Origin of the sequence: Paenibacillus sp. BK720 (assembly GCF_011761545.1) — a bacterium.
Classification (GTDB): domain Bacteria; phylum Bacillota; class Bacilli; order Paenibacillales; family Paenibacillaceae; genus Pristimantibacillus.
The window spans coordinates 142,544-168,145 of sequence record NZ_JAASRQ010000006.1 but is presented as its reverse complement, the minus strand read 5'-3'; the positions used below and the strand labels follow the sequence as shown (position 1 = coordinate 168,145).

Annotated in this window: 28 protein-coding genes and 1 riboswitch; of the genes, 21 read left to right on the top strand and 7 right to left on the bottom strand. The window is 53.8% G+C overall.

Going from position 1 to position 25,602, the window contains the following annotated elements; all coding sequences use genetic code 11:
- The first annotated feature begins 91 nt into the window (after window positions 1–91).
- Entirely contained in the window at window positions 92–637 is a 546-nt protein-coding gene (locus FHT67_RS22515) for a glutathione peroxidase (RefSeq protein WP_132308702.1), read from the top strand.
- Window positions 638–1,025: 388 nt separating this feature from the next.
- On the opposite strand, the gene FHT67_RS22510 is transcribed toward FHT67_RS22515, so the two are convergent.
- Window positions 1,026–1,778, bottom strand: coding sequence for a glycosyltransferase (locus FHT67_RS22510; RefSeq protein ID WP_167201388.1), 753 nt, complete (start codon window positions 1,776–1,778; stop codon window positions 1,026–1,028).
- A gap of 7 nt (window positions 1,779–1,785) precedes the next feature.
- Window positions 1,786–2,046, bottom strand: coding sequence for a hypothetical protein (locus FHT67_RS22505; protein ID WP_132308706.1), 261 nt, complete (start codon window positions 2,044–2,046; stop codon window positions 1,786–1,788).
- A 152-nt stretch (window positions 2,047–2,198) separates the two neighbouring features.
- Here FHT67_RS22505 and FHT67_RS22500 point away from each other — a divergent pair, with 152 nt between their 5' ends.
- The 7 genes from FHT67_RS22500 (at window position 2,199) to FHT67_RS22470 (ending at window position 10,154) form a co-directional block, all read left to right on the top strand.
- On the top strand, window positions 2,199–3,560 hold the full coding sequence (locus FHT67_RS22500; RefSeq protein ID WP_132308708.1) for a sodium-dependent transporter: 1,362 nt from the start codon (window positions 2,199–2,201) through the stop codon (window positions 3,558–3,560).
- A gap of 102 nt (window positions 3,561–3,662) precedes the next feature.
- A complete protein-coding gene (locus FHT67_RS22495) occupies window positions 3,663–5,324 on the top strand; it encodes a glutamine--tRNA ligase/YqeY domain fusion protein (RefSeq protein ID WP_132308967.1) in 1,662 nt (553 codons plus the stop codon).
- A gap of 229 nt (window positions 5,325–5,553) precedes the next feature.
- On the top strand, window positions 5,554–5,961 hold the full coding sequence (locus FHT67_RS22490) for an RDD family protein (RefSeq protein ID WP_132308710.1): 408 nt from the start codon (window positions 5,554–5,556) through the stop codon (window positions 5,959–5,961).
- Window positions 5,962–6,183: 222 nt separating this feature from the next.
- Window positions 6,184–6,684, top strand: a complete 501-nt coding sequence (locus FHT67_RS22485) for a GNAT family N-acetyltransferase (protein ID WP_167201387.1) — start codon at window positions 6,184–6,186, stop codon at window positions 6,682–6,684.
- A gap of 80 nt (window positions 6,685–6,764) precedes the next feature.
- A complete protein-coding gene (gene hisC / locus FHT67_RS22480; RefSeq protein WP_132308714.1) occupies window positions 6,765–7,829 on the top strand; it encodes a histidinol-phosphate transaminase in 1,065 nt (354 codons plus the stop codon).
- Complete coding sequence (locus tag FHT67_RS22475) at window positions 7,829–8,260, top strand: hypothetical protein (RefSeq protein WP_132308716.1); 432 nt, start codon at window positions 7,829–7,831, stop codon at window positions 8,258–8,260. The genes hisC and FHT67_RS22475 overlap by 1 nt, the downstream gene beginning before the upstream one ends.
- Before the next feature lie 214 nt (window positions 8,261–8,474).
- Window positions 8,475–10,154, top strand: a complete 1,680-nt coding sequence (locus FHT67_RS22470; RefSeq protein WP_132308718.1) for a ribonuclease J — start codon at window positions 8,475–8,477, stop codon at window positions 10,152–10,154.
- A gap of 116 nt (window positions 10,155–10,270) precedes the next feature.
- On the opposite strand, the gene FHT67_RS22465 is transcribed toward FHT67_RS22470, so the two are convergent.
- The 3 genes from FHT67_RS22465 to FHT67_RS22455 all read right to left on the bottom strand — a co-directional run bounded on the left by FHT67_RS22465 (window position 10,271) and on the right by FHT67_RS22455 (window position 11,492).
- Entirely contained in the window at window positions 10,271–10,585 is a 315-nt protein-coding gene (locus FHT67_RS22465; RefSeq protein WP_132308720.1) for a DMT family transporter, read from the bottom strand.
- The gene (locus FHT67_RS22460) at window positions 10,582–10,938 is read right to left on the bottom strand and encodes a DMT family transporter (protein WP_132308722.1); all 357 of its coding nucleotides are present in this window, start codon (window positions 10,936–10,938) and stop codon (window positions 10,582–10,584) included. Before FHT67_RS22460 ends, FHT67_RS22465 begins: the two co-directional genes overlap by 4 nt.
- A 79-nt stretch (window positions 10,939–11,017) precedes the next feature.
- A riboswitch (guanidine-I (ykkC/yxkD leader) is annotated at window positions 11,018–11,120 on the bottom strand.
- Between the two features lie 162 nt (window positions 11,121–11,282).
- The gene (locus FHT67_RS22455) at window positions 11,283–11,492 is read right to left on the bottom strand and encodes a hypothetical protein (RefSeq protein WP_132308724.1); all 210 of its coding nucleotides are present in this window, start codon (window positions 11,490–11,492) and stop codon (window positions 11,283–11,285) included.
- Window positions 11,493–11,738: 246 nt separating this feature from the next.
- On the opposite strand from FHT67_RS22455, the gene FHT67_RS22450 reads away from it, so the two are divergent.
- The 3 genes from FHT67_RS22450 to trxA all read left to right on the top strand — a co-directional run bounded on the left by FHT67_RS22450 (window position 11,739) and on the right by trxA (window position 13,453).
- Window positions 11,739–12,518 (top strand): aldo/keto reductase, encoded by a 780-nt coding sequence (locus FHT67_RS22450; RefSeq protein ID WP_132308969.1) that lies wholly within the window; start codon window positions 11,739–11,741, stop codon window positions 12,516–12,518.
- Window positions 12,519–12,651: 133 nt separating this feature from the next.
- Window positions 12,652–13,077 (top strand): RrF2 family transcriptional regulator, encoded by a 426-nt coding sequence (locus tag FHT67_RS22445; RefSeq protein WP_015847399.1) that lies wholly within the window; start codon window positions 12,652–12,654, stop codon window positions 13,075–13,077.
- 64 nt (window positions 13,078–13,141) lie between these two features.
- Entirely contained in the window at window positions 13,142–13,453 is a 312-nt protein-coding gene (trxA, locus tag FHT67_RS22440; protein ID WP_015847398.1) for a thioredoxin, read from the top strand.
- Window positions 13,454–13,544: 91 nt separating this feature from the next.
- Here trxA and FHT67_RS22435 read toward each other — a convergent pair whose 3' ends face one another.
- On the bottom strand, window positions 13,545–13,907 hold the full coding sequence (locus tag FHT67_RS22435) for a hypothetical protein (RefSeq protein ID WP_208403451.1): 363 nt from the start codon (window positions 13,905–13,907) through the stop codon (window positions 13,545–13,547).
- 150 nt (window positions 13,908–14,057) lie between these two features.
- Between FHT67_RS22435 and FHT67_RS22430 the strand changes: the two genes are divergently transcribed.
- Window positions 14,058–16,418, top strand: coding sequence for an S-layer homology domain-containing protein (locus FHT67_RS22430; protein WP_167201386.1), 2,361 nt, complete (start codon window positions 14,058–14,060; stop codon window positions 16,416–16,418).
- A 72-nt stretch (window positions 16,419–16,490) separates the two neighbouring features.
- Here FHT67_RS22430 and FHT67_RS22425 read toward each other — a convergent pair whose 3' ends face one another.
- On the bottom strand, window positions 16,491–16,634 hold the full coding sequence (locus FHT67_RS22425) for a hypothetical protein (RefSeq protein WP_015847389.1): 144 nt from the start codon (window positions 16,632–16,634) through the stop codon (window positions 16,491–16,493).
- Between the two features lie 92 nt (window positions 16,635–16,726).
- Here FHT67_RS22425 and FHT67_RS22420 point away from each other — a divergent pair, with 92 nt between their 5' ends.
- The 9 genes from FHT67_RS22420 to FHT67_RS22380 all read left to right on the top strand — a co-directional run bounded on the left by FHT67_RS22420 (window position 16,727) and on the right by FHT67_RS22380 (window position 25,577).
- Window positions 16,727–17,137 carry a hypothetical protein gene (locus tag FHT67_RS22420; protein ID WP_132308728.1) on the top strand — a complete coding sequence of 137 codons (411 nt, stop codon included), beginning with the start codon at window positions 16,727–16,729 and terminating at the stop codon, window positions 17,135–17,137.
- A 92-nt stretch (window positions 17,138–17,229) separates the two neighbouring features.
- Window positions 17,230–17,388 (top strand): hypothetical protein, encoded by a 159-nt coding sequence (locus FHT67_RS22415; RefSeq protein ID WP_165930706.1) that lies wholly within the window; start codon window positions 17,230–17,232, stop codon window positions 17,386–17,388.
- A gap of 73 nt (window positions 17,389–17,461) precedes the next feature.
- A complete protein-coding gene (gene ychF / locus FHT67_RS22410) occupies window positions 17,462–18,562 on the top strand; it encodes a redox-regulated ATPase YchF (RefSeq protein ID WP_132308730.1) in 1,101 nt (366 codons plus the stop codon).
- Window positions 18,563–18,727: 165 nt separating this feature from the next.
- Window positions 18,728–20,344 (top strand): copper resistance CopC/CopD family protein, encoded by a 1,617-nt coding sequence (locus FHT67_RS22405; RefSeq protein WP_167201385.1) that lies wholly within the window; start codon window positions 18,728–18,730, stop codon window positions 20,342–20,344.
- A gap of 131 nt (window positions 20,345–20,475) precedes the next feature.
- Window positions 20,476–21,111 carry a YcnI family copper-binding membrane protein gene (locus FHT67_RS22400; protein ID WP_167201384.1) on the top strand — a complete coding sequence of 212 codons (636 nt, stop codon included), beginning with the start codon at window positions 20,476–20,478 and terminating at the stop codon, window positions 21,109–21,111.
- Between the two features lie 142 nt (window positions 21,112–21,253).
- The gene (gene prfA / locus FHT67_RS22395; protein ID WP_132308736.1) at window positions 21,254–22,324 is read left to right on the top strand and encodes a peptide chain release factor 1; all 1,071 of its coding nucleotides are present in this window, start codon (window positions 21,254–21,256) and stop codon (window positions 22,322–22,324) included.
- A gap of 43 nt (window positions 22,325–22,367) precedes the next feature.
- Window positions 22,368–23,315, top strand: coding sequence for a peptide chain release factor N(5)-glutamine methyltransferase (gene prmC / locus FHT67_RS22390; protein ID WP_167201586.1), 948 nt, complete (start codon window positions 22,368–22,370; stop codon window positions 23,313–23,315).
- A 295-nt stretch (window positions 23,316–23,610) separates the two neighbouring features.
- Complete coding sequence (spoIIR, locus tag FHT67_RS22385; protein ID WP_208403498.1) at window positions 23,611–24,363, top strand: stage II sporulation protein R; 753 nt, start codon at window positions 23,611–23,613, stop codon at window positions 24,361–24,363.
- Window positions 24,364–24,506: 143 nt separating this feature from the next.
- Window positions 24,507–25,577, top strand: coding sequence for an L-threonylcarbamoyladenylate synthase (locus FHT67_RS22380; protein ID WP_167201383.1), 1,071 nt, complete (start codon window positions 24,507–24,509; stop codon window positions 25,575–25,577).
- The last annotated feature ends 25 nt before the right edge of the window (window positions 25,578–25,602 follow it).

The following is a 25,602-nucleotide window of genomic DNA, read 5'->3' as shown; positions in this document are numbered from 1 at the left end:
CTATTCAGCGTTTGACACGGAGTACCGCAGTATGATATAAATTGTATACAATTTAATTTAACAAAATCATTTGGTAAGAGGAGGATTCATTATGAGCGTTTATTCATTTGAAGCGGATACAATTAGAGGGCAGCACGTCAGCCTGGAGGATTACAAGGGCAAGGTGCTGGTCATCGTAAATACGGCGAGCAAATGCGGCTTTACGCCTCAGTATTCCGATCTGCAGAAGGTATACGAGCAATACAAGGATCAAGGACTCGAAATTCTGGGCTTCCCAAGCAATCAGTTCGGCGAGCAGGAGCCTGGTTCGAACTCGGATGTGCAGGAATTCTGCCAGATCAACTACGGCGTAACCTTCCCGCTGTTTGCGAAGACGGATGTCCGTGAAGAAACGGCTCATCCTTTGTTCAAATATTTGACGGAGCAAGCGCCGTTCCACGGCTTTGATACCTCGGAGCCAAGCGGCAAGATGCTTCATGCTTTCCTGTCGGAGAAGCTGCCTCATTACCTGGAGGGCAATGACGTGAAATGGAACTTCACGAAGTTCCTCATTGACCGCGAGGGCAATGTAATCAAACGGTTCGAATCGACGGACGAGCCGCTGAATATGGTCGAAGATATTCAAAAACTGCTGTAATCCAATACGGCGATAATGAAAAGCTCATGCTGCCCGCATAAGGCCGCAGGGGCTTTTTTGCTGTTGATTTCACGTTATCAGGGAGAAAATCATGAGCAGCTTGTCCGTTTCCGGGAGACGGAGCAGGATACCTTCATGCTGGATGTGGACGGTCCGCTATACAGCTTGTAAGCTCTTTTGCATTCCATTGCAGGTAATTACAGTGTAATTTGTTCTTATAGCCCAGTTACTGCAATTATGATGCATGTTCTGCAGGATATTGCGCTTACACGCATCTTAATAAATCAATCTCAGGATTGTATGCCAGAAGCAGCGGCATAGATAAGCGGGCTTTTCGCGGATTCCGCCATCCGCTCGAAAGCTCACGGGATTCGGTTTTGCCTTGGGCCTATTCATCGCGGCGCTCCCTCTCCTGCCAGCGGACCAGTCTTGGATTCGGATCCAGTATGGAAGCGTAGCGGCCGAGACTGCCCCATTGTCCCTGAGGGTCCAGCTTCATATAACGGTCGTATTTCGCCCGCCGTTCCTCGGCGCTTCCCGCCCAGCCGTAATGCTTGATCCGAAGGCCGGTATCGAGGCCCGGCAAAGCGTTGTAGGTAAAAGGAAGCCGGGTGGCGTGATGCGCCCGCTTCGGATAGGCATAATGATAGCCGGGCAGGTAACGGACAAGCGTCATCATAGGCCGCTTATGGAGATTCCACCAATCGTCCTCGCGGTAGTGGGTGACCGAGTCCCAGAAATCGTACATCCGGAAGGAGACGGTATCGTAATCATCCTGATTAATAAGCTCCCTCATGGCCGCCTTCGCGCTATCCTCGTAAAATTCATCCGCATCCACGGCCAGCAGCCAATCCGGCGAGGTTTCTTCCGCCGCCCGCCACAGCTGCTCGCGCAGCAGCCATTCTTTATGAAACAGCGAATCCTTATTCCGTACAAGCTTCACCACCTTCTCGAACGATGCGGCGAGCTCCGGCGTATCGTCCGTGCTCCCGTCGTCCACGATGACAATCTCGTCTACAAAGCCGGACAAATCCGCAAGGGCCGCTTCCAGATAACGTCCGGCTTCGTTGCGGACCTGCATGATGGCGGTCAATTTGTTGCCCGTTTTTTTTCTTCCGTCTTTTCCGAGACCGCTGGCCATTCTTTAGTCAGCCTCCTTTCCTTATATCCGGTGTCAGCTCCCTCGCAACGCCATCCCTCACGGCCAGCTCAATCAAGCCGTTCAGTTCCTCCTGCCTATGCCCGCCGGCCGCCAGAAAGCAGTGGATGGCCTCGATTCCGCTCGGAGCATCGTCCGCTAATGCGAGAAGCTTTCTCTTCGCGGCTAACTCCTCCAGCCAGCCCCGAACGCCGGACGGAATTCCGCGCCTGCCGCCGGGAGGGAAGACGATAATCGGTTGCGCTTCCATGGCGCGATCACTATCCGTTCCGCTCTTTTGGTTCTTGTATGAACGTATGAAAAATAGTACGATAACCATTCCGGTTTTTTTCTAGAACTGGGAGTAAATAATAGGCATTGACTACATCAAGTAAAGACACAAGGAAAGAGGTAGGTTGCAAGATGGTTGGACACAAACAAGGGGAAGGCTCGAAGCCGAACGGGGGAGATCAGTTCTCCAAATCCGGCTTTATATTCGCTGCGATCGGAAGTGCCGTGGGCCTCGGCAACATGTGGAAATTCCCGTACATTACAGGCAAATACGGCGGAGCGGCATTTTTCCTCCTGTTCATTATTTGTCTGCTCGCGGTGGGACTGCCCGTCCTTATGGCCGAGCTTACGATCGGCAAAGGCGGCAGGGGGAGCGTATCGACGTCCTTTAACCGGCTGACCCGCCAAAAAGGCTGGGGAGCCATTGGTTTTCTTATGGTTATCGCCCCGTTTTTAATATTATCCTTCTATTCCGTCGTTGCGGGCTGGACGATGTACTATGCCGTGCAGTCGTTTACCGGGCATTTATTCAACAGCACCGATTACGGCGGGCAATTCGGAGCCTTTATCGGCAGCTGGCAGCCTGTATGGTGGCAGCTTCTCGCGATGGTGCTTACCGCGGCCGTCATTATTAAAGGCGTATCCGGCGGCATTGAAAAATTCAACAAGGTTCTGATTCCGGGCCTCGTTATTTTGCTTCTTGCGCTGGTTGTCCGGGCCTTGACGCTTGGCGGCGCCGGAGAAGGGGTGAAGTTCTTTCTCAATCCGGACTTCAGCAAGCTTTCGGCCGAGTCGGCTCTTGTTGCGCTTGGACATGCGTTCTTCTCGCTGTCGCTTGGCATGGGGACGATGATTACGTACGGCGCTTACGTGGACAGAAGACAATCGCTGGGCGTCGCGACGATTGCGATCGGTCTTGGGGACTTGCTGTATGCTTTCCTGGCGGGACTTATTATTTTCCCCACGTCATTTGCCTACGGAATAGAGCCTTCGCAAGGAGCGGGGCTGGTGTTCGTGGCGCTGCCGGCCGCTTTTGCCGCAATGCCGTTTGGCAGCCTCTTTGGCGGTTTGTTCTTTGTATTGCTTGCTTTCGCGGCTTTAACGTCGACGGTCGGCTTGCTTGAGGTACCGGTAGCTTATGTAAGAGAAAAGTTCGGATGGAGCAGAAGCCTCTCGGTTATTGTCATTACTTTGCTTGTCTTTCTCGTCGGCATCCCTTCCGCGGTATCGGTAGGCGGGGCAGTCGGCGGTCTGCAGTTTGGCGATAAGACGTTTTTTGACTGGATGGACTTCATCTGCTCCAACATTCTGCTGCCGCTTGGCGGTTTGATTGTTACGATCTTTGTCGGCTGGGTATGGAAAAACGCGGCCGAGGACGCCGGCCTTACGGCGGCATGGTTCCGCATATGGCTGTTTATGGTGCGCTTTATTGCGCCGATCCTGGTCGTGCTGGTTCTGCTCTACTCGACCGGAGCCTTGAATTTTTTATTTTAGAGGGTGGTTCGCGGCGGCAGCAGACAGTGTATTTTCTCGTAAATTTGTGTATGATAGGAAGATAATTATTTACGGGAAAGGTTGGTCGCCGTGGAAAACACAGTGGAGAATAAGGTATCATCCTCTAACTTTATCAAGAACATCGTCGTCGAAGATTTGAAAGAAGGCCACGTGCAGGATATCGTGACCCGCTTTCCGCCGGAGCCTAACGGATATTTGCACATCGGACATGCCAAGTCGATCTGCCTGAACTTCGAGCTTGCCGATGAATTCAAAGGACGGACAAATCTGCGCTTCGACGATACGAATCCGGTAAAGGAAGACACGGAATACGTAGAGTCGATTAAGGAAGACGTGCGCTGGCTCGGCTTTGACTGGGATGATCTTCGCTTCGCATCCGACTATTTCGAAGAACTGTACAACCGCGCCGTTCTATTGATCCGCAAAGGGAAAGCTTACGTCTGCGACCTGAATGCCGAGCAAATCCGCGAGACGCGCGGTACACTGACGCAGCCGGGGCAAGACAGCCCTTACCGGGACCGCAGCGTGGAAGAGAATCTCGATCTGTTCGCTCGAATGCGGGCCGGCGAATTCAAGGACGGCGAGAAGGTGCTGCGCGCGAAGATCGATATGGCTTCGCCGAACATCAATTTCCGCGACCCGGTTCTGTACCGGATTGCTCATGCGCATCATCACCGCACGGGAGACGCGTGGTGCATCTACCCGATGTACGACTACGCGCATCCGATCAGCGACGCCATTGAAGGCATCACGCATTCGATCTGCACGCTCGAATTTGCGGACCACCGTCCGCTCTATGACTGGGTAGTTGCGGAATGCGAGATGGTTGACGTTCCGAAGCAATACGAGTTCGCCCGTCTGAACATTACGAACACCGTGATGAGCAAGAGAAAGCTGAAGCTTCTTGTGGACGAAGGCGTCGTAACCGCTTGGGATGACCCTCGCATGCCAACGATCAGCGGTCTGCGCCGCAAGGGCTATACGCCGGAAGCGATCCGCGCGTTCTGCCGTGAGATTGGCGTGGCGAAAGCAAACAGCACCGTGGATGAGCGGATGCTGGAGCATTTTATCCGGGAAGACCTGAAGCTGAAGGCGCTTCGCACGATGGCCGTATTGCAGCCGCTGAAGGTTGTTATTACGAACTATCCGGAAGGTCAGGTCGAGATGCTTGAAGCGGAGAACAATGCCGAGAACGAGGAAATGGGCACGCGCCAAATTCCGTTCTCCCGCGAAATCTATATCGAGCAGGACGATTTCATGGAGAATCCTCCGGCCAAGTACTTCCGCCTGTTCCCCGGCAACGAAGTGCGTCTGAAGCATGCCTACTTCATTACGTGCCAGGAAGTCATCAAGGATGCGGACGGCAATGTGATCGAGCTGCGCTGTACGTATGATCCGGCAACGAAGAGCGGTTCGGGCTTTAACGCCCGCAAAGTAAAAGGCACCATCCACTGGGTGGAAGCCTCGCAAGCCGTGCCTGCCGATTTCCGGCTGTACGAGCCGCTTATTACGAATGAAGCGGAAGAGGAAGGCAAGCCGTTCCTCGAATGCATCAACCCAAACAACGAGCAAGTGCTTCACGGCTTTGTAGAGCCGAACATGAAGGACGCGAAGGGCCATGACAAGTTCCAGTTCTTCCGCCACGGCTATTTCAACGTGGATCCGAAGGATTCGACGGGAGAGAAGCTGGTGTTCAACCGGATCGTTTCCCTGAAGAGCTCGTTTGATCCGTCCAAAGCTTAAATAAACGTATTTCTAGCCGGGTTGTCCGCACAAGACAGCCTGGCTTTTTTGTCGCAATAGAAGAGGAATTCTATTAAAAAATGGAAAAAGAAAAGGGAATTGTAGAATTATGGCGAACTTTCAAGTAAACACCGGGGCTTTAAGCGGGAGTCATAAGCCCAAACAGGCGGTAATAGGCTAAAGAAAGCGCAAAAGCCATTAGAGAAAGAGAAAAATAGGGAGGAACAACATGGATAATTATTACCGGGCAGGATTCTGGAGACGGTTAGGCGCCAATATTTTGGACGGCCTCATTATCGGCATTCCGCTTACCATTCTGGCCTTTATCATTTCGGGCGAGAGGGAGAATTCGTTTACGAACATTATTTCCTTCCTGTACTCCTTGCTTATTCCCGTTATTTGGAACGGCTATACGATCGGGAAAAAGATTTGCGGCATTCAGATCCGCCGCCTGGACGGCCGGCCGCCGGGCATCGGCACGATGCTGCTGCGCAATGTCGTGGGCGGGCTTGTCTATGCCGTTACCATTGGCATTGCCGCGGTTGTCAGCGCGTTTATGGTTGGCATGAGGGAGGACAAACGCGCCATTCACGATTTTATAGCGGGCACCATTGTGGTTCACGACGGGGATGAGTAAACGGTTAAGCAGGCACTTAAGGCCCTCTGGGGACCTTAAGTGCCTTTGTTTTTGCCCTTGAAGCGCCGGATAAGGCTCCTAAGGCGCCTTAACTGCGGGGAGGCAGGGTTTTTGGTGCGTTTTTTAAGGGGAGGAGACGGTTAAATTATTTACACGTGCGCAAAAATCGTACAGGCTGTACAATCAAATAAAGGAAACATGAGGTCAAGGAGAGAACTATTTATGATCAATGATTTTACGATCCGAGATGCAGGGGTAGAGGATCTGCCCCGCATCGTCGATATATACAACTCTACTATCGCATCCCGCCAGGTAACGGCTGATCTGAAGCCCGTATCGGTGGAGAGCAGAATGAGATGGTATGACGAGCATTCACCGGATTTTCGCCCGTTATGGGTGCTGGAGGAAGACGGAAAAATAATCGCATGGCTGAGTTTCCAGTCGTTCTACGGACGCCCGGCTTACAACGCGACGGCCGAGATCAGCATTTATATCGATCAGGATTACCGCGCGCGCGGTATCGGCTCGTTCCTGATTCAGAAGGCGCTTGAAGCCAGCCCGGGACTTGGTCTTCGCACGCTGCTCGGGTTTGTATTTGGCCATAATGAGCCTAGCCTTGCCCTGCTCCGGAAATTCGGCTTCGAAGAGTGGGCGAACCTGCCGAAGGTAGCCGAGCTCGACGGGGTGGAGCGGGACTTGATTATTGTCGGACGCAAGCTTTAATAACGGCTGAATTTGGTTATTCCTGCCAAATGATTTATGCTGGAGCAATAGGATGATAAGACGACAGGGGAGAATGAACATTGAGTAAGTTTTGGAGTCCGCTTACGGCTTCTTTAGTTCCTTACGTTCCTGGGGAGCAGCCGAAGGACAAAAAATACATTAAGCTGAACACCAACGAAAACCCGTACCCGCCTTCGCCTCAAGTGCTGGAGGCCATCCGGTCGGTGACAAACGACGATTTAAGGCTTTATCCCGATCCCACCTGCGATGCGCTTGTCCGGAGAATCGCCGGATATTTCGAGGTTGCCCCGAATCAAGTATTTGTAGGCAACGGTTCCGACGAAGTACTCGCCTTCGCTTTTGCGGCTTTCTTTAATCCGGCCAAACCGGTCGCGTTCGCGGACATTACATACAGCTTCTATAAGGTGTACGCGGAGTTCTTCCAGCTGAAGGCCGACATAATTCCGCTTGGCGAGCAGTTCGAGCTGCCGCTCGACGAATTCGGCCGCCGGGATACCGGAGGCATTGTTATTCCGAACCCGAATGCGCCCACGGCAATGCTGATCTCGCTTGACGATATTCGCGCTTTGCTCGCGAGAAACCCCGATCAGGTTGTCCTGATCGACGAGGCGTATATCGATTTCGGAGGCGAGTCGGCGGCAAAGCTGGTGAACGAATATCCGAATCTGCTTGTCGTACAGACGCTTTCGAAGTCCCGCTCGCTTGCGGGTCTGCGGGTAGGCTGGGCGCTGGGCAGCGAAGAGCTGATCGACGGGCTGAACCGCGTTAAAAATTCGTTCAATTCTTATACGCTGGACCGTCTTGCGCTTGCTGGCGCGGTAGCGGCGTTTGAGGACGAGGCTTATTTCCGGGAGACCACGGCAAAGGTAATCGCGACACGCGAAGCGGTGACGAAGGAATTGAAAGAGCTGGGCTTTATCGTGACCGACTCGGCGGCGAACTTTGTCTTCATCTCCCATCCGGAGCATGCGGCAGAGTTTCTGTTCCAGCAGCTGCGCGAACGAGGCGTGCTTGTCCGGTATTTCAAACAGCCCCGGATTGACCAATATTTGCGCGTTACGGTTGGCACCGACGAAGAGATGGCGGCTTTTGCAGAGGCACTCAGGGAGATCATTAAGGGATAATGAAGCCGCAGGCAAAACCAGGCTATCAGCGGGCTGCATTTTTCGTTGTTCTCTTGAGCGTTATTTATGCGGTAATCGGGAATACTTTTTTTCAACTGGCCTATCGCTATAGTGCCGCTATAGATGAGGCGTATATCGTTTTTGCAATAACCTCGGCAGTATATGCGTTGCCTGTTATAGGACTGTTCCGCCGTAAATATTGGTATTTTGCTTTGTTTATCCCTGTTATTTGGGTGCCGATGCTAATGATTACCGGTTATCTGATGGGTGCGGTTTTTCCGATTCCCGAGGATGATTACGGCGCAGGCATGCTGCTATTGTTCATTCACGGACTGAATTTGGCAGCGGTCGTGCTTGGCGTGGCGCTTGGATTAACCGTGAACGCGGCGATTGCGGCTTGGAGGAAGTTCAGCGGGGACCAGCTAAAATAGCTGCACCTTTCTTGGAAGGGCGGCATACGTTTTGCGGGTGAAATACAAGCATAGTGCAGAGAATACCTGCACTGTCTTCTATTCAGAAAAAGGCTAAATAAGCCTATTTCCATTTTGTTATTTTTTCGTGCTATAATGGTGGCAAGTGACTGGTTCGGATTTTTAAGTTTGATGTATAACAATCGTCGTCAGTCTTATAAATAGGAGGATTATTTTGAATAACCATAAAACAGAAAAGAAACTATCCATTTTTGCCTTGGGCGGCGTAGGCGAAATTGGCAAGAACATGTACGCGGTACAATACGCGAACGACATTATTGTAATTGATTGCGGTTCCAAATTCCCGGATGAGGAGCTTCTCGGCATCGACATCATCGTGCCGGACATTACGTACCTCATCGAGAACAAGGACAAGGTAAGAGCCTTGCTCATCACGCACGGCCATGAGGATCACATCGGCGGCCTGCCGTACATTCTGAAGCAGCTAAGCATGCCCGTCTATGCTAGCCGTCTCACAATGGGATTGATCGAAGGGAAACTGAAGGAAGCCGGACTTCTCGGTTCGACGGAACGGCATCTGATTCATTCCGATTCGGAGATCAAGCTGGGAACGATGAAGGCGTCATTCTTCAAGACGAACCACAGTATTCCGGACTCCCTCGGCATCGTATTGGATACGCCGGAAGGCGTCGTTGTCCATACGGGCGACTTCAAGTTCGATCAAACCCCGGTAGGCGACTATCATGCGGATATTCACCGGATGGCCGAGATTGGGAAGAAAGGCGTCCTCGCTTTGCTATCGGAGAGCACAAATGCCGAACGTCCAGGCTTTACGCCATCGGAACGGATCGTCGGCGCGAACTTCATTGATGCTTTCCGCAAGGCGGAACGCCGCGTGATCGTCTCTACCTTCGCCTCGAACGTGCACCGTCTGCAGCAGGTTGTGGATGCAGCGGCGGCATCGGGACGGAAGCTGGCGATTATCGGACGCAGTATGGTCAACATGATTACCATTGCTTCGGAGCTGGGCTATCTCGATATCCCGGACGGCATGCTGATCGAGACGAACGAAGTGAACCGCTATGCGGATAATCAAGTCGTTATTCTTTGCACAGGCAGCCAAGGCGAGCCCATGTCCGCTCTTACGCGGATGGCCCGTTCGAATCACCGTCAGGTGGAAATTCTGGAAGGCGATACGGTTATTATTTCGGCAACGCCAATTCCGGGTAACGAACGCAGCATCGGACGTACGGTGGACGAGCTGTTCCGCCTCGGCGCGAATGTGATTTACGGCTCCGGCACGCAAACAGGCATGCACGTATCCGGCCACGGCAGCCAGGAAGAGCTGAAGCTGATGCTTCAATTGATGGCTCCCAAGTATTTCATTCCGATTCACGGGGAATACCGGATGCAGCTCCATCACAAGAAGCTGGCTGAAGCCGTTGGCGTCGAGCAAGGCAATACCTTCATCGTGGATAACGGTGAAATCGTAGAAATCGTAAACGGCGATGCACGCAAATCCGGCAAAGTGCCGGCTGGCAATACGTATATCGACGGACTTGGTATCGGAGACGTTGGCAATATCGTACTTCGTGACCGCAAGCACCTGTCCCAGGACGGCATTCTTGTTGTTGTCGTAACTATCAGCAAGCAGGACAAGACGATTAAGTCGGGACCGGATATTATCTCCCGCGGCTTCGTCTATGTACGGGAGTCGGAAGGACTGCTTGAGGAAGCAGGCAGAATTGTGACAAGAACGATTACGAAATCCATCAGCGATAACGTAAACCAATGGACAACACTTAAATCAAACGTAAAAGACGCGCTTGGACGATTCTTATATGAACAAACGAAAAGAAAGCCGATGATCCTTCCTATCATCATGGAAGTGTAATCGGCACCTAACCAGTCCACTTCTTTTTGTTTAGTGAGCCGATATACACACTAAAGGGGCTGTCCCGTTAGCTGATTAAGCTATTGGGACAGCCCCCTGCTGCGTTCTTGCCGCCATTAGGCTGCCAGCTTGAGGCCAACAACGGATCCGATAATGAGGGTGATGAAGAAGATCCGGAGCATGGTTTTCGGCTCGCCGTACAGAACCATGCCTAGAACCGCCCCGCCGGTAGCGCCGATACCCGTCCAAATCGCGTAAGCGATACTCATCTCGAGAGTTTGCATGGCAAAGGACAGGCAGGCAAAGCTCATGCCGAAGCCAATTAGCAGGAGTGCAATGTTTTTTACGCTTTTCTTCGCGTTGACCTTGTTCATCATAACGACGCCCAGCATTTCGAACAGACCCGCGCAGATTAATGCCAACCAGTTCATTTGGTGGATGCTCCTTTCTTCTCGCCCGCATTGGCGTGCTCCGGCGTAATAAGCTTCAGACCGATAATGCCAATTAAAAGAAGGGCGATAAACAACAATTTAGCCGCATGAAGCGGATGCCCGAAAAAGACGGATTCCGAAATAACCGTACCGGTTGTGCCTAATCCTACAAAAACCGCATATACCGTGCCGACAGGAAGCTCGCCGCTTGCTTTGATAAGCAGGGCGAAGCTGAGCGCAATCGCAATAAACGTCCCCGTCCAGCTCCAGACATGGTCCGCATGCTTGAGCCCGGTGACCCACATGACTTCAAATACGGCAGCAACATACACTTGCAACCATTGCTTTTTCATGAAAATCCTTCCCCCTTACACGTGATGTAATATTTAAAAAGACAAAAATAAAACCCGGGAGTACACTGCTGGCGCAGGCGACTCCCAGGTTTTTATCCTTCCGTGATCACAGCTATCGCTGTGCGTTTTCCCTCGGACCAGACCTAAGCAACTCGCTTAGCGGAACCCTAGAAAACCACTAACCCGTATTATACACACTTCCTTCAGAAGATCAAGGTCAGGAAACGGATAAAAAATGGCGGTACCCACGCGGAGGGAGCTTTCAGTCGCGCCAGGACTGAGCTCGCTTCCGGTGCAGGCACCGCCAACATGAAACTGCGGATTACGGCTGAATCAAAAGCTTATCAGGAATGCTCGGCGTCGAATGAAGCCGCAAGCTCCTTGGCGCGTGCTTCATCGTTGCTGCGTACATGAAGCCGTTTCAAGGAGCCATCCAGGGTAACCTTTGATTTTAACCCGTTTGTTTTGAAATACGCATGAAGCCTGTCGATTTCATCAGCCCGGGATCCGGCTTCAGTCCGGAAGGCAGTCCATCGGTTCCACCACAGCACCATCCCTAACACACCTCCTTCGCCTGCTGATTCGCCATTCCGTACATATGTATTCGCCTCTCCCATCATCATGACAGGTTTGTTGGGAACATCCCGCTAATTTATCGTTAGCGCCTTCATTGTTCATGGCGGAAGATCAATGGTAAAATAGGGGAGCTGAGAAGCAGCATTTTAGAATGAGGGAGGAGAAGAGTTGTGAGCAAATTTACATCCATTACGCAAACCACGGAATTGAACAACGGAATTCGGATGCCTTGGCTTGGTTTTGGCGTATTCAAAACAAAGGAAGGCGCAGAGGTTGAGCAAGCGGTTACGGATGCCCTTGAGGCAGGCTACCGCAGCATCGATACGGCGGCGATCTACGGTAATGAAGAGGGCGTAGGCAACGCGATTGCCGCAAGCGGTCTAAAGCGTGAGGAGCTGTTCGTTACGACAAAGGTATGGAACAGCAGCCAAGGCTTCGAGAGCACGCTGAAGGCCTTCGAGGAAAGCCGCCGCAAGCTGAAGCTGGACGTTATCGATTTGTATCTCGTTCACTGGCCGGTGGCCGGTAAATACAAGGATACTTATCGCGCTTTGGAGAAGCTGTACAAGGAAGGGCATGTGCGGGCGATTGGCGTCAGCAACTTCCTGATTCCTCATTTGGACGATCTGCTTGGCAGCTGCGAGGTGGTGCCTGCGGTGAACCAGGTGGAGTTCCAGCCTTATCTGACTCAACCTGAGCTGCAAAGCTATTGCAAGGAGCGGGGCATTCAGCTTGAAGCTTGGAGTCCGCTGCTTCAGGGCAATCTCGATGTCCCTCTTCTGCAGGAGATCGGACAAGCTCACGGCAAATCGGCCGCGCAGGTTATATTGCGCTGGGATTTGCAATGCGGCGTCGTCACCATTCCGAAATCGGTTACGAAGAGCCGAATTATCGAGAACGCGGATATATTCGACTTCGAGCTGACCGCCGAAGAGGTGGAGAAGATCAACGGCCTCAATATCGGCCGCCGCTATGGATCGGACCCCATGAATTTCAATTTCTAACCAACAAGCATTGCGAATAAGGGGGATGCCGCCGTCGCACCCTATGACTGTGTCGGAAATCGGGCGGCCTTGCTATTGACATTGTTAACTGTAATTGATATTATTACAGTACTAAACAGGGAGGCCGTTCACATTGAACAGCGAATTTACGATTGCCGTACACAGTCTCGTTTATTTAGCCTATCTGCCCGAGCGGATGGCAAGCAGTGAGATGATCGCCGACAACGTAGGCACGCACTCCGCGCGCGTCCGCAAAGTCATGAGCGGATTGCGCAAAAGCGGCTTTGTCGATACACGAGAAGGCGCTGGAGGCGGCTACAGGCTTACAATTGATCCAGATGTCGTTACGCTTGGCGATGTATACCGCGTCATGGCGCAGGGCTCGTTTATCCCGAGCTGGTGCTCGGGTGATCCGGGCATGGATTGCGTCGTTGGCTCGAATATGAACCAGGTGATGTTCGGGATCTTCTGTACAGCCGAGAAGCAGCTGGAAGGCTACTTCAGCGGCATCACGATTTCCGATGTACTGAAGCAGATTCATGCTTGTGGTTGCGATTAGGCTACAATAAGACGGTACGTGGCGGAGTTCCCTTATCATATTATTTTGGAGAGGATGATTGACAATGGCAGTAGCATTGACAAAAGATAACTTTGCAACTAGCGTGGAAAACGGCGTTTCTCTGGTAGACTTCTGGGCACCTTGGTGCGGACCTTGCAAAATGCAGCTCCCTATCGTGGAAGAGCTCGCAACTGAACTGGAAGGCCAAGCTACAATCGCGAAAATCAACGTTGACGAAGAGCCGGAATTGGCTTCCCAATTCGGCGTAATGAGCATTCCTACGCTGATCCTGTTCAAAGACGGTCAACCCGTTGACAAAATGGTAGGCGTACAAAGCAAAGACGCTCTGAAAGCAAAAATCTCCGGCCAACTGTAAGAATTGGCTAAATAGCATGAAAAGCCAGGGATCTGCGCATAACGCAGGTTTCTGGCTTTTTTTCGTCTTCTCAATGCGGCAAGGCGCCTCTTCAGGAAGGCGCGCGACCAACTTTTTGTATGCGCGGTAACAAATGGTGTTTGCTGATAAAAAACTTGGCGGACAGCTCGCCCAGCGTAACGTTCTCGGCGATCCGTTCGTTTAAATACGCAAGGATTGGTGCAATCGATTTGGCGGCAGCAAAATCCCGCAAAGCGTCGTGATGCCGCTGAAGTAGCCGGCCATTCTGAAGACGCTTGAGCAGACGAACGCCAAGTACCTGCTTGTGGAGCAGTTCGAATGCCTGCAAACCGGCTATAACAATCTGGCCGCGCTTGGCTGCCGCTAGGAGGCAGGGAGCAGAAGTCTGTCCGGCTGGAGAGTTGAAATAACGGATAGCGGCATTCATGCGCATAGAGTCTACTGGACAAGCGGAGCGATAAGCTCCGCTTGTTTTTTCGTGGAATGGATAACATGAAAATATTGGGTTGGGACGCAACTTCCGGCGAAGCTGCCGCGTCTATTTAGCTGATTAACAAGAATGGAAAAGCATAGGAGGTTCGTTATGGTGATGAATCATCGCAAGAAGCTGGTTGCGCTGGCAACGGCGGTTATGCTGACGAGCAGTCTTCCAGCCGCGGCTTTTGCCGAAAGCGCTGACAAACCGGCAGCTTCGGCCGTATCGGCATCGGGAGATGCTGCCGGATCGGACGGAAGCGCGGTTGCTCCCGTTAATGTGAAGGTAACGAAGGAAAAAGCGGAATCGCTCGCCCGGCAGACGGTAAGCATCCCGAAGGAATACGCGCTGCAGGGGGCTTCGCTTTCGTCCGATACGCTGGCTGGCGGCAAACGCAGCGTATGGAGTCTCGATTTCGTGTACAAGGTCAACGGCAAAAACAAGGGCAGCATCCATGTAAGGCTGAATGCGGATACCGGTCAGCTTCTTGATTACGGCACCTACCTAGACAATCCAAGCGCCAAGCCTACTTACCCGCTCAAGGTCGAACGGGAGGCCGCGCAGAAAATTGCTTATTCCTTCTTGTCGGAGGTAGCGCCAACCTACAAGGATCAAGTGAAATTCAATCCGGAATACGGGGCGCAGCAGCTGCCTCCTCTGACCGGAGAAGTGCGCCATTCGCTGAGATTTGACCGTGTTGTCAATGATATCCCATACGTGGATAACTATATTGAACTGGATGTCGACAGCGATGGGCATGTTTTGCGTTACAATCTGCAATGGGATGATACAATCCAGTTTCCGAAAGTCGATGCCAAGCTTACGGCCGATGAAGCAAAGAAAAAACTCATGGAACAGGCGAAGCCGGAGCTGCGCTACATTATTCCTTATAATCCGCAGGGGTCAAGCAAGCCGATGCTGAGCTACGATATGGGGGCTTTTGCGATTGATGCGGTGACCGGCAAAGAGGTTCAGAGCGGATACATCGGTCCCGGTCAGGTATCGGGAACGCCGGTAGCGGATAAACCGCTGGGCGAGGCTCCCGGAGCGGTGAATCTGACCGAAGAGCAGGCGAAGCAAGCCGTGCTGGCCGCCTTCCCTATTCCTTCAAACGCGGTGTACGGCGGCGCCAGCTATTACGAGAACGCGGATGATGCCACCGGTGCGACGGTTGCAAGCTGGAGACTCGAATGGGAACTGAAGAACGGGAAGGACACCATTGGTTCCGCTTCGGCATTAATAAACAGCCGGACAGGATTTATCAGCAGCTTCTATTCCTATCCGAACAACCAGAATGTCGGCGCGAAGCCTGCCCTGTCCTATGACCAGGCGGAAGCCAAAGCCATTGAAGCGGTGAGAAAACAGCTCCCTTGGGCGGCCGATGAGCTGTATATCGTAAAGCGCGATAAGTCGCAGTACGATCCGGATAAAGTGCCGTATATCGATACGTATTATTTCAGCTTCGTTCACAAGATTAACGGCGCAACGGCCGATTACGATAACGTGAACGTATCCATTGACTCGAATACGGGCGCGGTGCGCAGCTACGATGCGGGCATCAACCCGTATAAATACCCGGAAACGGCGCCTAAAGTCATTACGCCGGCGCAAGCCATCGAGAAGTGGATGACCTACTACCGGACGGAGCTGACTTATTATTTGACGCAAAATTATGTGTATCAGGGCCAGCCGATTCCGGTGGAGAAATATAAATTGATGCTGGCCTCGGGCGAGATCAAGCCAACGGATGTGGAATCCAACACCGATGCCCAGCTGATCTACCGGTTAGTTCCCCGCCAGCTGGATGAATCCATCTTCCTGGATGCAGAATCGGGCAATTGGAAAAACCGCGAGACCGGAGACGTTACCCAGCTGGAGAAGCCGAAGGCTACCGATATTGACGGGCACTGGGCACAGCGCCAGCTGGAGTTGATGGTGGCTTACAAAGCGCTTGACGTGAAGGACGGCAAGGTCCGTCCGAACGAAATCGTGACCCGCGGCGAGCTGATCAAAATGCTTGTACTGGCCATGAACAGCGGTCGCCCGCCGGTATTGTACGAGGGTTCCGCCGATTCTTCGGCGTCCGCATCGTTTGCCGATGTCGGCACGAAAAACCAATATTACGCATACGTCGAAAGCGCGCTGCAGCAAAATCTGATCGACATCGGCGACGGCTCGTTTAATCCGGACGGCAAGGTGGACCGCGAAGAGATGGCGGAGCTGATTGTCCGCGCGCTTGGGTACAACTCCCTCGCCAATTACGATAATCTGTTCAACGTCAGCTTCAAGGATGCGGACAAGACGGAGAAGAAGGGCCAGGCGGCGATTGTTGTCGGTCTCAAAATCATGACGCTGTCGGGCGGCAACTTCCAGCCGGCGAAGCAGGTGTCGAGAGCCGAAGCCTCGGCAGCCTTCTTCCGCTTCCTGCAGACAAGGGCGGAGCTTCAGAAGGCGCCGCTGCGCAATTAAAGCAAGGCCAATAAGAAGCCCCCGTTTGGTTCGCTGCCGCGGCAGCCTCCAAGCGGGGGCTTTATGTTTCGATTAGTCCGTTTTTTTGTTCTTGGAGGAGAAGTTCGTAACGGACTTCGCATCCTCGATCGTATCGTTGACAAATGCCATATCTTGGTTCTTTGCCTTCATGGCCGTTGTGCCTTTATAATTGCCTTTGTGGCTTTGATTTTCCATTGTGTCGTTTTCACCTCCTGGTCCTTTGTTAGTATGGGCGCGGGGAGGGTTTGGCATGCAATCGCGTTAGACAACATAAGGGGTGCAGAAAAATGGTTAAGAAGTCAGCAATATACAAGTATCTGGTGTTCGTTTTGTTTCTCTTGTTCACCATGCTTGTCGTTTACGCAAGCAACGAATTTCTAATCCGCAACGGAGATCCGGATGTAACGGCCAAGTTCCTGTTTGTTTTGTTCGCCATTACCTTTGGCTTTGGAGCAAGTCTACATCTAATCGGCAAAGGCGAGTTCGGGTTTCGCGTGAAGGAAACGCAGTTCACGTTAATGCTGTCGATCGTCATCGTGGTCTTGAACTATGTGGCGGCCGTCAATTACGGCAATCTGTACACCGGGGCGGAAGGCGCGTACGGTACGTTTAGCCGGATTGTGCTGGATGACAAGAACGAAGCGATTTTTAATGTCCTTGCCGGTTATTTATTCGGTTTATCCTTCTATAAAAAATAACGCAGCCATGCATGAGGCGAACAGCCTTTGCAGCCGGCTCCTTCTACATATGCTGATGGCATGAATCTATGTGCCGGACGGTGAAGTGATTCGTGCAGACGAGCATGATCCTGATGACGCTGCCGCTTGCGAGGTTCAAGAGCCGCGATCCGATGTACGTGATTGCGGTGTGCCGGAAGAAGCGGACGCGACCAAAGCGGAATAAAGGCGGCAACGCCCCATTTTTGGAAGAACTGTCTACCTTGTACTAGGGCTTTTATTGTAAGCGGGCATCGGGTATAATGACGTGAGATTGTTACTTCGGAAAATGGGGTGTCTTATTTCATGGCTTTGAAAGCAGGTGTCGTGGGTCTGCCGAACGTCGGCAAGTCCACTTTATTTAATGCAATTACGCAAGCAGGCGCGGAATCCGCGAACTATCCGTTCTGTACGATCGACCCGAACGTTGGCGTGGTAGAGGTGCCGGACTACCGTCTGGACAAACTGACGGAGCTCGTGCAGCCGAACAAGACGGTTCCCACCGCGTTCGAATTCGTTGATATTGCCGGCCTTGTGGCAGGCGCAAGCAAAGGCGAAGGCCTTGGCAACAAGTTCCTTGCCCATATCCGCGAGGTAGACGCGATCGTTCACGTCGTGCGCTGCTTCGAGGACGAGAACATCACGCACGTAAACGGCAAGGTGGATCCGCTTGGCGATATCCAGACCATCAACCTTGAGCTGATTCTGGCGGACATCGAGTCCGTCGAGAAAAAAATCGAGCGTTCCCGCAAAAACCTCAAAGGCGGCGACAAAAAAATCGCCCAGGAGGTTGAAGTGCTGGAACGCGTCAAGGAAGCTCTATACAACGACCAGCCTGCGCGCAGCGTAGAGCTGTCCGACGACGAGAAGCTGATTATCCGCGATCTTCACCTGCTCACGATGAAGCCGGTGCTGTATGCGGCAAACGTAGCCGAGTCGGAAGTTGCGGATACGGATAATAACAAGTTCGTGCAAGCGGTGCGTGAATTCGCAGCTGCCGAGGGAGCGCAAGTGGTGCCAATCAGCGCGAAGGTGGAAGAAGAGATCGCTGAGCTGGAAGGCGAGGACAAAGCGATGTTCCTCGAAGAGCTGGGCCTGCAGGAATCCGGTCTTAACCGTCTGATCAACGCGGCGTACAAGCTGCTTGGCCTGTATACGTACTTTACGGCCGGCGTGCAGGAGGTTCGTGCCTGGACAATCCGCAAAGGCATGAAGGCCCCGCAAGCGGCCGGCGTTATCCATACCGACTTCGAGCGCGGCTTCATTCGCGCCGAGGTGGTGTCGTTCGAGGACCTGGCTGCCGCCGGTACGATGAACGCGGCGAAAGAAAGAGGCCAGCTGCGCCTTGAAGGCAAAGAATACGTGGTACAGGACGGCGACGTGATGCACTTCCGTTTCAACGTTTAATAGCAGCGGGAAAAAGCGGTATTGTTCTCATTGGGAGGGCAATACCGTTTTGTTCTGTTTCTGCGGGGAATGCCTTTTGCCCATGCCGTAGCTCTATCGAGTCATGCGGAAAGGGACTTGCGGTCGTACAATGGGAAGGAAGCTAAAGAATAGGAGTATGGTGTGATGACAGCAAATCTACATACGTTACCGAAACGAATTCTGGCAGCCCTCATGCTGCTTGTTGTATTGGCATTGACGCTTGCGCCGCAGGCTTTCGCGCATGCGACGCTGGAGAAGACGGTTCCTGCCGCGAACGTGAAGCTTGCCGAGTCGCCGCCTTTTGTAGAGCTATCGTTTAACGAGGCGGTCGAGCCAGGGGCGGGTTCCCTGGAAGTCGTCGATTCGAAGTCCAGCCCGATAAAGACCGGGGACCTTGTTCTGGAGAACGGCGGAACAACCCTGAAGGCCGCTCTTCCCAAGCTTGGAGACGGCGTTTATTCGGTCTCTTACCATATCATTTCCGAGGATGGCCATCCGGTCAGCGGCACTTACGCGTTTGTTGTTGGCAATCCGCCCGACTGGAAGGACGGAGAGACGTTTGCGGTTCAGGCAAACAGCTCGAAAGGGATGCAGCAAAACGTGCTGTACGCCGTGCGGGTGCTATATTATGCCGCGCTCTTGCTGGCGACGGGCATCGCTTTATGGTCGGTCTTTATCCGTAAGCCAAGCGATTCGCTGCAGTCGGCCTTCAAGCGATTGTCCGTGATCGGGATGCGGGCGCTTTTGCTTACGGTACTGGTTCATATTTTCCTGCAGGTCAACGATTTGATGAAAGGCCAGCCGATCTCCTCCTGGGGCTCGCTGTTTACGAATACGACTACCGGACGGGCATGGCTCGAGCTGATTGCGCTGGTTCTGCTTGGTTTCGTAGCCCAGCGGTTCAAAGAGAAGTTCGTCAGTCTGTTGTGGGTCGTTCTGCTGCTTGGCGTGGAAAGCTTGATTGGCCATGCGGCGGCCAACGACCAGAAGGTGCTGACGATTGCCTTTGATTTTATCCACTTGATTGCCTCCGCGGTCTGGGCTGGCGGTCTGGCCGTGCTTTTGTACGTCTGGTATGCGGACCGGAAGGAAGCAGGACGCTTTGGCGCAAGCTTCTCGCGAGGCGCTCTGATTGCCCTTGTCGTGCTCGTCATCAGCGGGGTTACGATGACGCTGCTGTTCTTGCCGAAGCTGTCGTATTTGTGGCTGACTACATGGGGCGGACTGCTCACGGTAAAAGTCGTTCTTGTGGCCGCGGTGCTTGTGACGGGTACTTTGCTGCGTCTGCGGATGAAAAAAAGCGGCTTCCCGGCCGGAAGCCTGCTGAAGGCGGATGCCGTTATGATGGCTTGCATCGTGGCGATTGCAGCCGTGTTTACTTATATGAGCCCGCTGCCGCCAAACGAGCCGTATAACTTCCACCAGATGGGCGAGGACATGCACGTTACGTTTAACGTATCGCCTAACGTACCCGGCGGCGACAATACGATTTCCCTTCACGTCTGGCTGCCGGAGGCTTCGGGGGCGCCTAAATCCGTTATTCTGCGCCTGCATTCGGACAGCAAGAAAGACGCCCCTATCGACATTCCGCTGGTCAAGGACGACAGCCAGCCTAACGATGCTTTCCTGGGCTATCTCAGCGCGTCCTATGAAGCAACCGGTCCGTTCTTGCCTTACGCCTCCAAATGGACCGCCGAGATCCGCGTGATGGATCAAGACGATAATGAGCTCGTGCGGGAAACAAAGTTCCGGAATTATTAGTACGGACCGACACATAATAGTCATATCCGGGTAGCCCTTTCGAGTCATGTCAAGCATCACGCGCGGGTTATATACTCATGTCAGAGAAGCGCGCGACAGGCTTATGATGATCCGAAAGGGAGATGTGTGAGATGAAGAAGCAGATCAAAAAATGGGCAATAGCGGGCACGATGGCCGTATGCCTTATGATGTTCGCGGGCGTGGCAAGCGCCCACGTGACGGTTCAGCCGCCATCCGTGCCGGCTAATTCGTATCAGGTATTCGCGGTACGCGTGCCTAGCGAAGAGAAAGGCGTCAACACCGTTAAGGTTCAGGTTAAAGTGGCTGACGGCGCGGTGATTTCCCGCGTAGAGCCCAAGCCGGGCTGGACCAGCGAGCTTGAAAAGGATGCCAACGGCGTTGTAACGGGCATTACCTGGACGGCTGCGGAAGGCGGCGGCCTGAGCGAAACGGAATTTACGGAATTCCGCATGAGCGGCAAAGTAAACGAGGACGCAACCCGGCTTGTGTGGAAGGCATACCAGACCTACAGCGACAACAAGGTTGTCGAGTGGGTAGGGGCGGACGGCTCGGATAAACCGGCTTCCGTAACAACGGTAACGGCGGCTGTCGCGGAAGGCGACGGACACGGCCATGATGCCGGCGCCGCGGCAGACGCCAGCGATTCGAAGGACTCGGATTCCGCGCTTCCGCTCACGCTGTCGATTATAGCGGTTGTGCTTGGTTTGGCTGCCGTTGTGCTGGCGGCTAGAAAAAACAAGAAATAAGCATAGTGAAGGGGCTCCGTTTTCCTTAGGGAAGACGCGGAGCCCCTTTCGGGCGAGTTAGGCAAATACACCAGTCGAAAACGCGGGCCCGTTGTGCTATAATGGGTGATACAATAAAGGGAAATCATAGAGGTGAATCATTGTGTTGGACCGTTTACAAGCGCTCGCAGACCGTTACGAGAAGTTAAGTGAACTGTTGTGCGATCCGGATGTAGCCAGTGATCCGAAGCGCCTGCGGGAATATTCCAAGGAGCAATCGGATTTACAAGAGGCTTATGAAGCCTTCACAGAATATAAGCAAGTGTCGGAGCAGCTGAATGACGCCAAGATTATGCAAGGCGAGAAGCTCGATGACGAAATGCGCGAGATGGTTAAGATGGAGATCGAAGAGCTGTCCGAGCGCAAGGCGGCTTTGGACGAGAAGATCCGTATCGTTCTTCTGCCGAAGGACCCTAACGACGACAAGAACGTTATCGTCGAGATCCGCGGCGCGGCAGGCGGGGACGAAGCGGCATTGTTCGCTTCCGATCTGTACCGCATGTACACGAAATACGCGGATGCTCAGGGCTGGCGCGTAGAGCTCATGGACCTCTCCGAGAACGATCTCGGCGGCTTTAAAGAGGTTATCTTCATGATCAACGGTAAGGGTGCCTACAGCAAAATGAAATACGAAAGCGGCGCTCACCGCGTTCAGCGTATTCCGGTAACGGAATCGGGCGGCCGTATTCATACGTCGACTTCGACGGTATCGGTTATGCCGGAGGTCGAAGAGGTCGAGGTGGAAATTCTCGATAAGGATATCCGGATCGATACGTTCTGCTCCAGCGGCGCAGGCGGTCAGTCCGTTAATACGACGAAGTCGGCGGTTCGCGTGCTTCACGTGCCGACCGGCATTATGGCGACCTGCCAAGACGGCAAATCGCAGAACGAGAACAAAGCGAAGGCGCTGCAAGTATTGCGTGCCCGCATCTACGATATCCGCCGCCAGGAGGAAGAAGCGAAGTACGCTGGCGAGCGCAAGCTGAAGGTTGGCACGGGCGACCGAAGCGAGCGTATCCGCACGTATAACTTCCCGCAAAGCCGCGTTACGGACCATCGTATCGGCCTGACGCTGCACAAGCTGGATTCGGTTATGAACGGCGACATGGAAGAGATCGTATCGTCGCTGACGATTGCCGAGCAGGCGGAATTGCTGGAGAGAGAGCTTAACTAAGACCTTCGAGTCCAAAGACTCCCAAGGAAGGGAAGCTAGAGAGATGAACGTTCATAAAGACGAAGAGGTGTTTTTTGCACCGTCGTTTACCATTAGGGAAGCCTGCATGCAGGCTTCTTCGTTTTTGGCGGGGCTTGGCGTTATGGAGCCGCGCTCCAACGTAGAGCGGCTGCTGATGCATGTGCTTGGCATCGAGCGGTCAGCGATGCTGCGCGACCTCGGCGAGCCCTTTCCGGCGGAACACGCCGCGGAATGGGTCGAGCTGATCCGCCGCAAGGCGGCGGGCGAGCCGGTGCAGTATATCATCGGCGAGGAATGGTTCTACGGCCGGCCGTTTACGGTTACGCCGGCCACGCTTATTCCGCGGCCGGAGACGGAGCTGCTCGTCGAGGCCGTGCTTGAGGCGGCCGATAGGCTGTGGCCGCCGGACGGGGCTGAGGCGCCGACGGTGGTTGACGTCGGCACCGGCACCGGCGCCATCGGCGTGACGCTTGCTTCGCAGCGTCCCGGATGGCGCGTAAGCGCGTCCGATCTGTCGCCGGACGCGCTTGAGGTCGCCCGCGCGAACGCGGTCCGCCATGAGGCGGCGGGCCGCATGGCGTTCGTGCAGGGCGACCTGCTGGCACCGTTTGCGAAGCGCGGCGCCGCAGGGGCACCCGATGCGGAGGACATCCGCATCGATGTGCTTGTGTCCAATCCGCCGTATATTCCGGCGGATGATCTGGCGGGCCTCCAGCCCGAGGTGCGCGATTACGAGCCGCGCCTCGCGCTGGACGGCGGGGCGGACGGGCTGGATCCGTACCGCCGCATGGTGGAGCAGCTGCCGTCGCTTGCGCAGCTGCCGCGTATTGTCGCCTTTGAGCTTGGCATGGGTCAAGCCCATGACGTTGCCGCGCTGCTGCGGGATGTCGGCGAGTGGGACGACATCCGGATCATTACCGACTACGGCGGCATCGAGCGCCATGTCATCGCCGTCCGCACAACAAAGTAATTCTTCAAACACGCTGCAGGTGCATCATCCGATGCCGGCAGCGTGTTTTTATTTACCCGGATATCCCTCGCTGCGACACGGAAAAACCGTGTTACAGCTGCCCCTTACCTTTGCTCCTCCACGTTACATTTCCCTCCTCATGCACAGGCCACTGTGTTTATGAAAACAACTCTATCATTTTCATTTCCTCTGCTAGGTTTATAGAGCCGGGAACGCGGACATAATGACGGATAGATACGTTCCGGAACGCAAGCTGACGCACCGACGGGTGCGATCGAGAGGAGCTTGTGTTATGATGAACCGCACTAATTCCCTTTTTTATTTCCGTAAATCTTATGCTTTGTTGATTATCGTTTTGTTTGTTCTTGTGATGAGCTGGGAGCAGCAGCGTACGGATGCGGCTGTGGTCGATACGATTATTCCGCAGGATTCCATTCGTCTGCGCATCCTGGCCAATTCGGACTCCCCTGCCGACCAGGCCGTAAAGCGCGTTGTCCGCGATGCCGTGGTGAAAGCGATGGACAATTGGGTGGCGGGTCCGCAAACCATTGAAGAAGCGCGCCAAACGGTGCTTGATCATATGGACGAAATCGAAGGTATCGTCGCCGACGTGCTGGCAAGCCGCGGGTTCGATTATAATTACCATGCAGAGCTTGGACAGGTGCCGTTCCCGACCAAAATGTACAGCAACGAAGTGTATCCTGCAGGCAACTATGAAGCTCTCCTGATTACGCTTGGCGAAGGCAAAGGCCAAAACTGGTGGTGCGTGCTGTTTCCGCCGCTGTGCTTCATTGACGCCGCAACAGGCGAAGCCGTTGCAGCCGATCCGGACGCCGACGCTGCAAAGGCGGAGACGGTAAAAGCCGCTTCCGCTGATCATAAAGAAAACGAAAAGGTTGAAAAAGCCTCTGACGGCAAGGAAGGCAAATCCGAAGCCTCCGTTCAAAAGCCGCAAGACGAGAACAAGCAAGGCGAAGCGCCGCAAGCAAAGTTTTTCCTGCTGGAAATCATTGAGCAATTCATCAATTGGCTGAAAAGCCTGTTCTAATGCAAGTTCCGCGCGGCGGTTCTTCAAAGGCGCATAGTCGCCCGGTGAAGGGCCGCCGCTCTGCAATTCGGAAGGTATATGCTATAATGGGGGCAGTTAGATGATGAATGATTACTTTGTATAGCAGGGATTGAAGGATAGAGATGATAACAACGAAGGTTTGGCGGGTTGCGGAGGCGGCTTCCGCCGATGCGCTGGCCGGCCAACTGGAGGAAGCGGCTGCGCTGCTGCGGGACGGAGAGCTGATTGCTTTTCCGACCGAAACGGTATACGGACTAGGCGCCGATGCCCGCAACACAAAGGCGGTCGAAGGCATATTCAAGGCAAAAGGCAGGCCGTCGGATAATCCTCTTATCGTGCATATCGCGGATGAGAATCAGCTGGAGGAGCTTGTGCTGCCTTATCCGGAGCTTGCCCGCCGTCTGATGAGCGAGCTGTGGCCGGGTCCGCTAACGATTGTGCTCCCGGTACGCCCCGAGGCTGTTTCTCCGCTTGTTACGGCGGGGCTGGCCACCGTCGGCATCCGAATGCCGGATCATCCGGCCGCGCTTGCCCTCATTCGGCAATCCGGCTGTCCGGTGGCAGCTCCCAGCGCGAACCGCTCCGGCCGGCCCAGCCCCACGCTTGCAGCGCATGTGCTGGAGGATCTGGACGGGAAAATCAGCGGAATCGTAGACGGGGGCGCAACGGGCGTCGGACTGGAATCAACCGTTGTGGAGCTGCCCGATTCGAATACAATCCGTATTCTCCGTCCCGGGGGGATTACGGCCGAGCGGCTGCGGGCCGCAGCGCCGGAAGCGGTAATCGATGCGCCTTCGGCGGACAAAGCGGATGTATCCGAAGCCCCGCGCTCGCCCGGCATGAAATACACGCATTACGCGCCTGCGGGCGATCTTCGGATCGTACTGGGCGAGCCTTCGAATGCGGTAAGATATATTCAGGAACAGCTAGGCCGTTCAAAAACAACGTCTCTAAAGACAGGTGTTCTGACTTTCGACGAAAGAGCAAACGCTTATGATGCCGACCTGATTCTCAGTTACGGCAGCGAGCTGCATCCGGAGCAGGCGGCGCATAATCTGTATGCCGCGCTTCGCCGGTTTGACTCGGAAGGCGTGCAGCGCATATGGGCGGAAGGCTGCTCGGAAGAAGGAATCGGTCTTGCTCTTATGAACCGTCTGGCGAAGGCGGCCGGACATCAAATCGTCCGCGTATAGAATAGTATGTTTGTCCCCTTGTCCG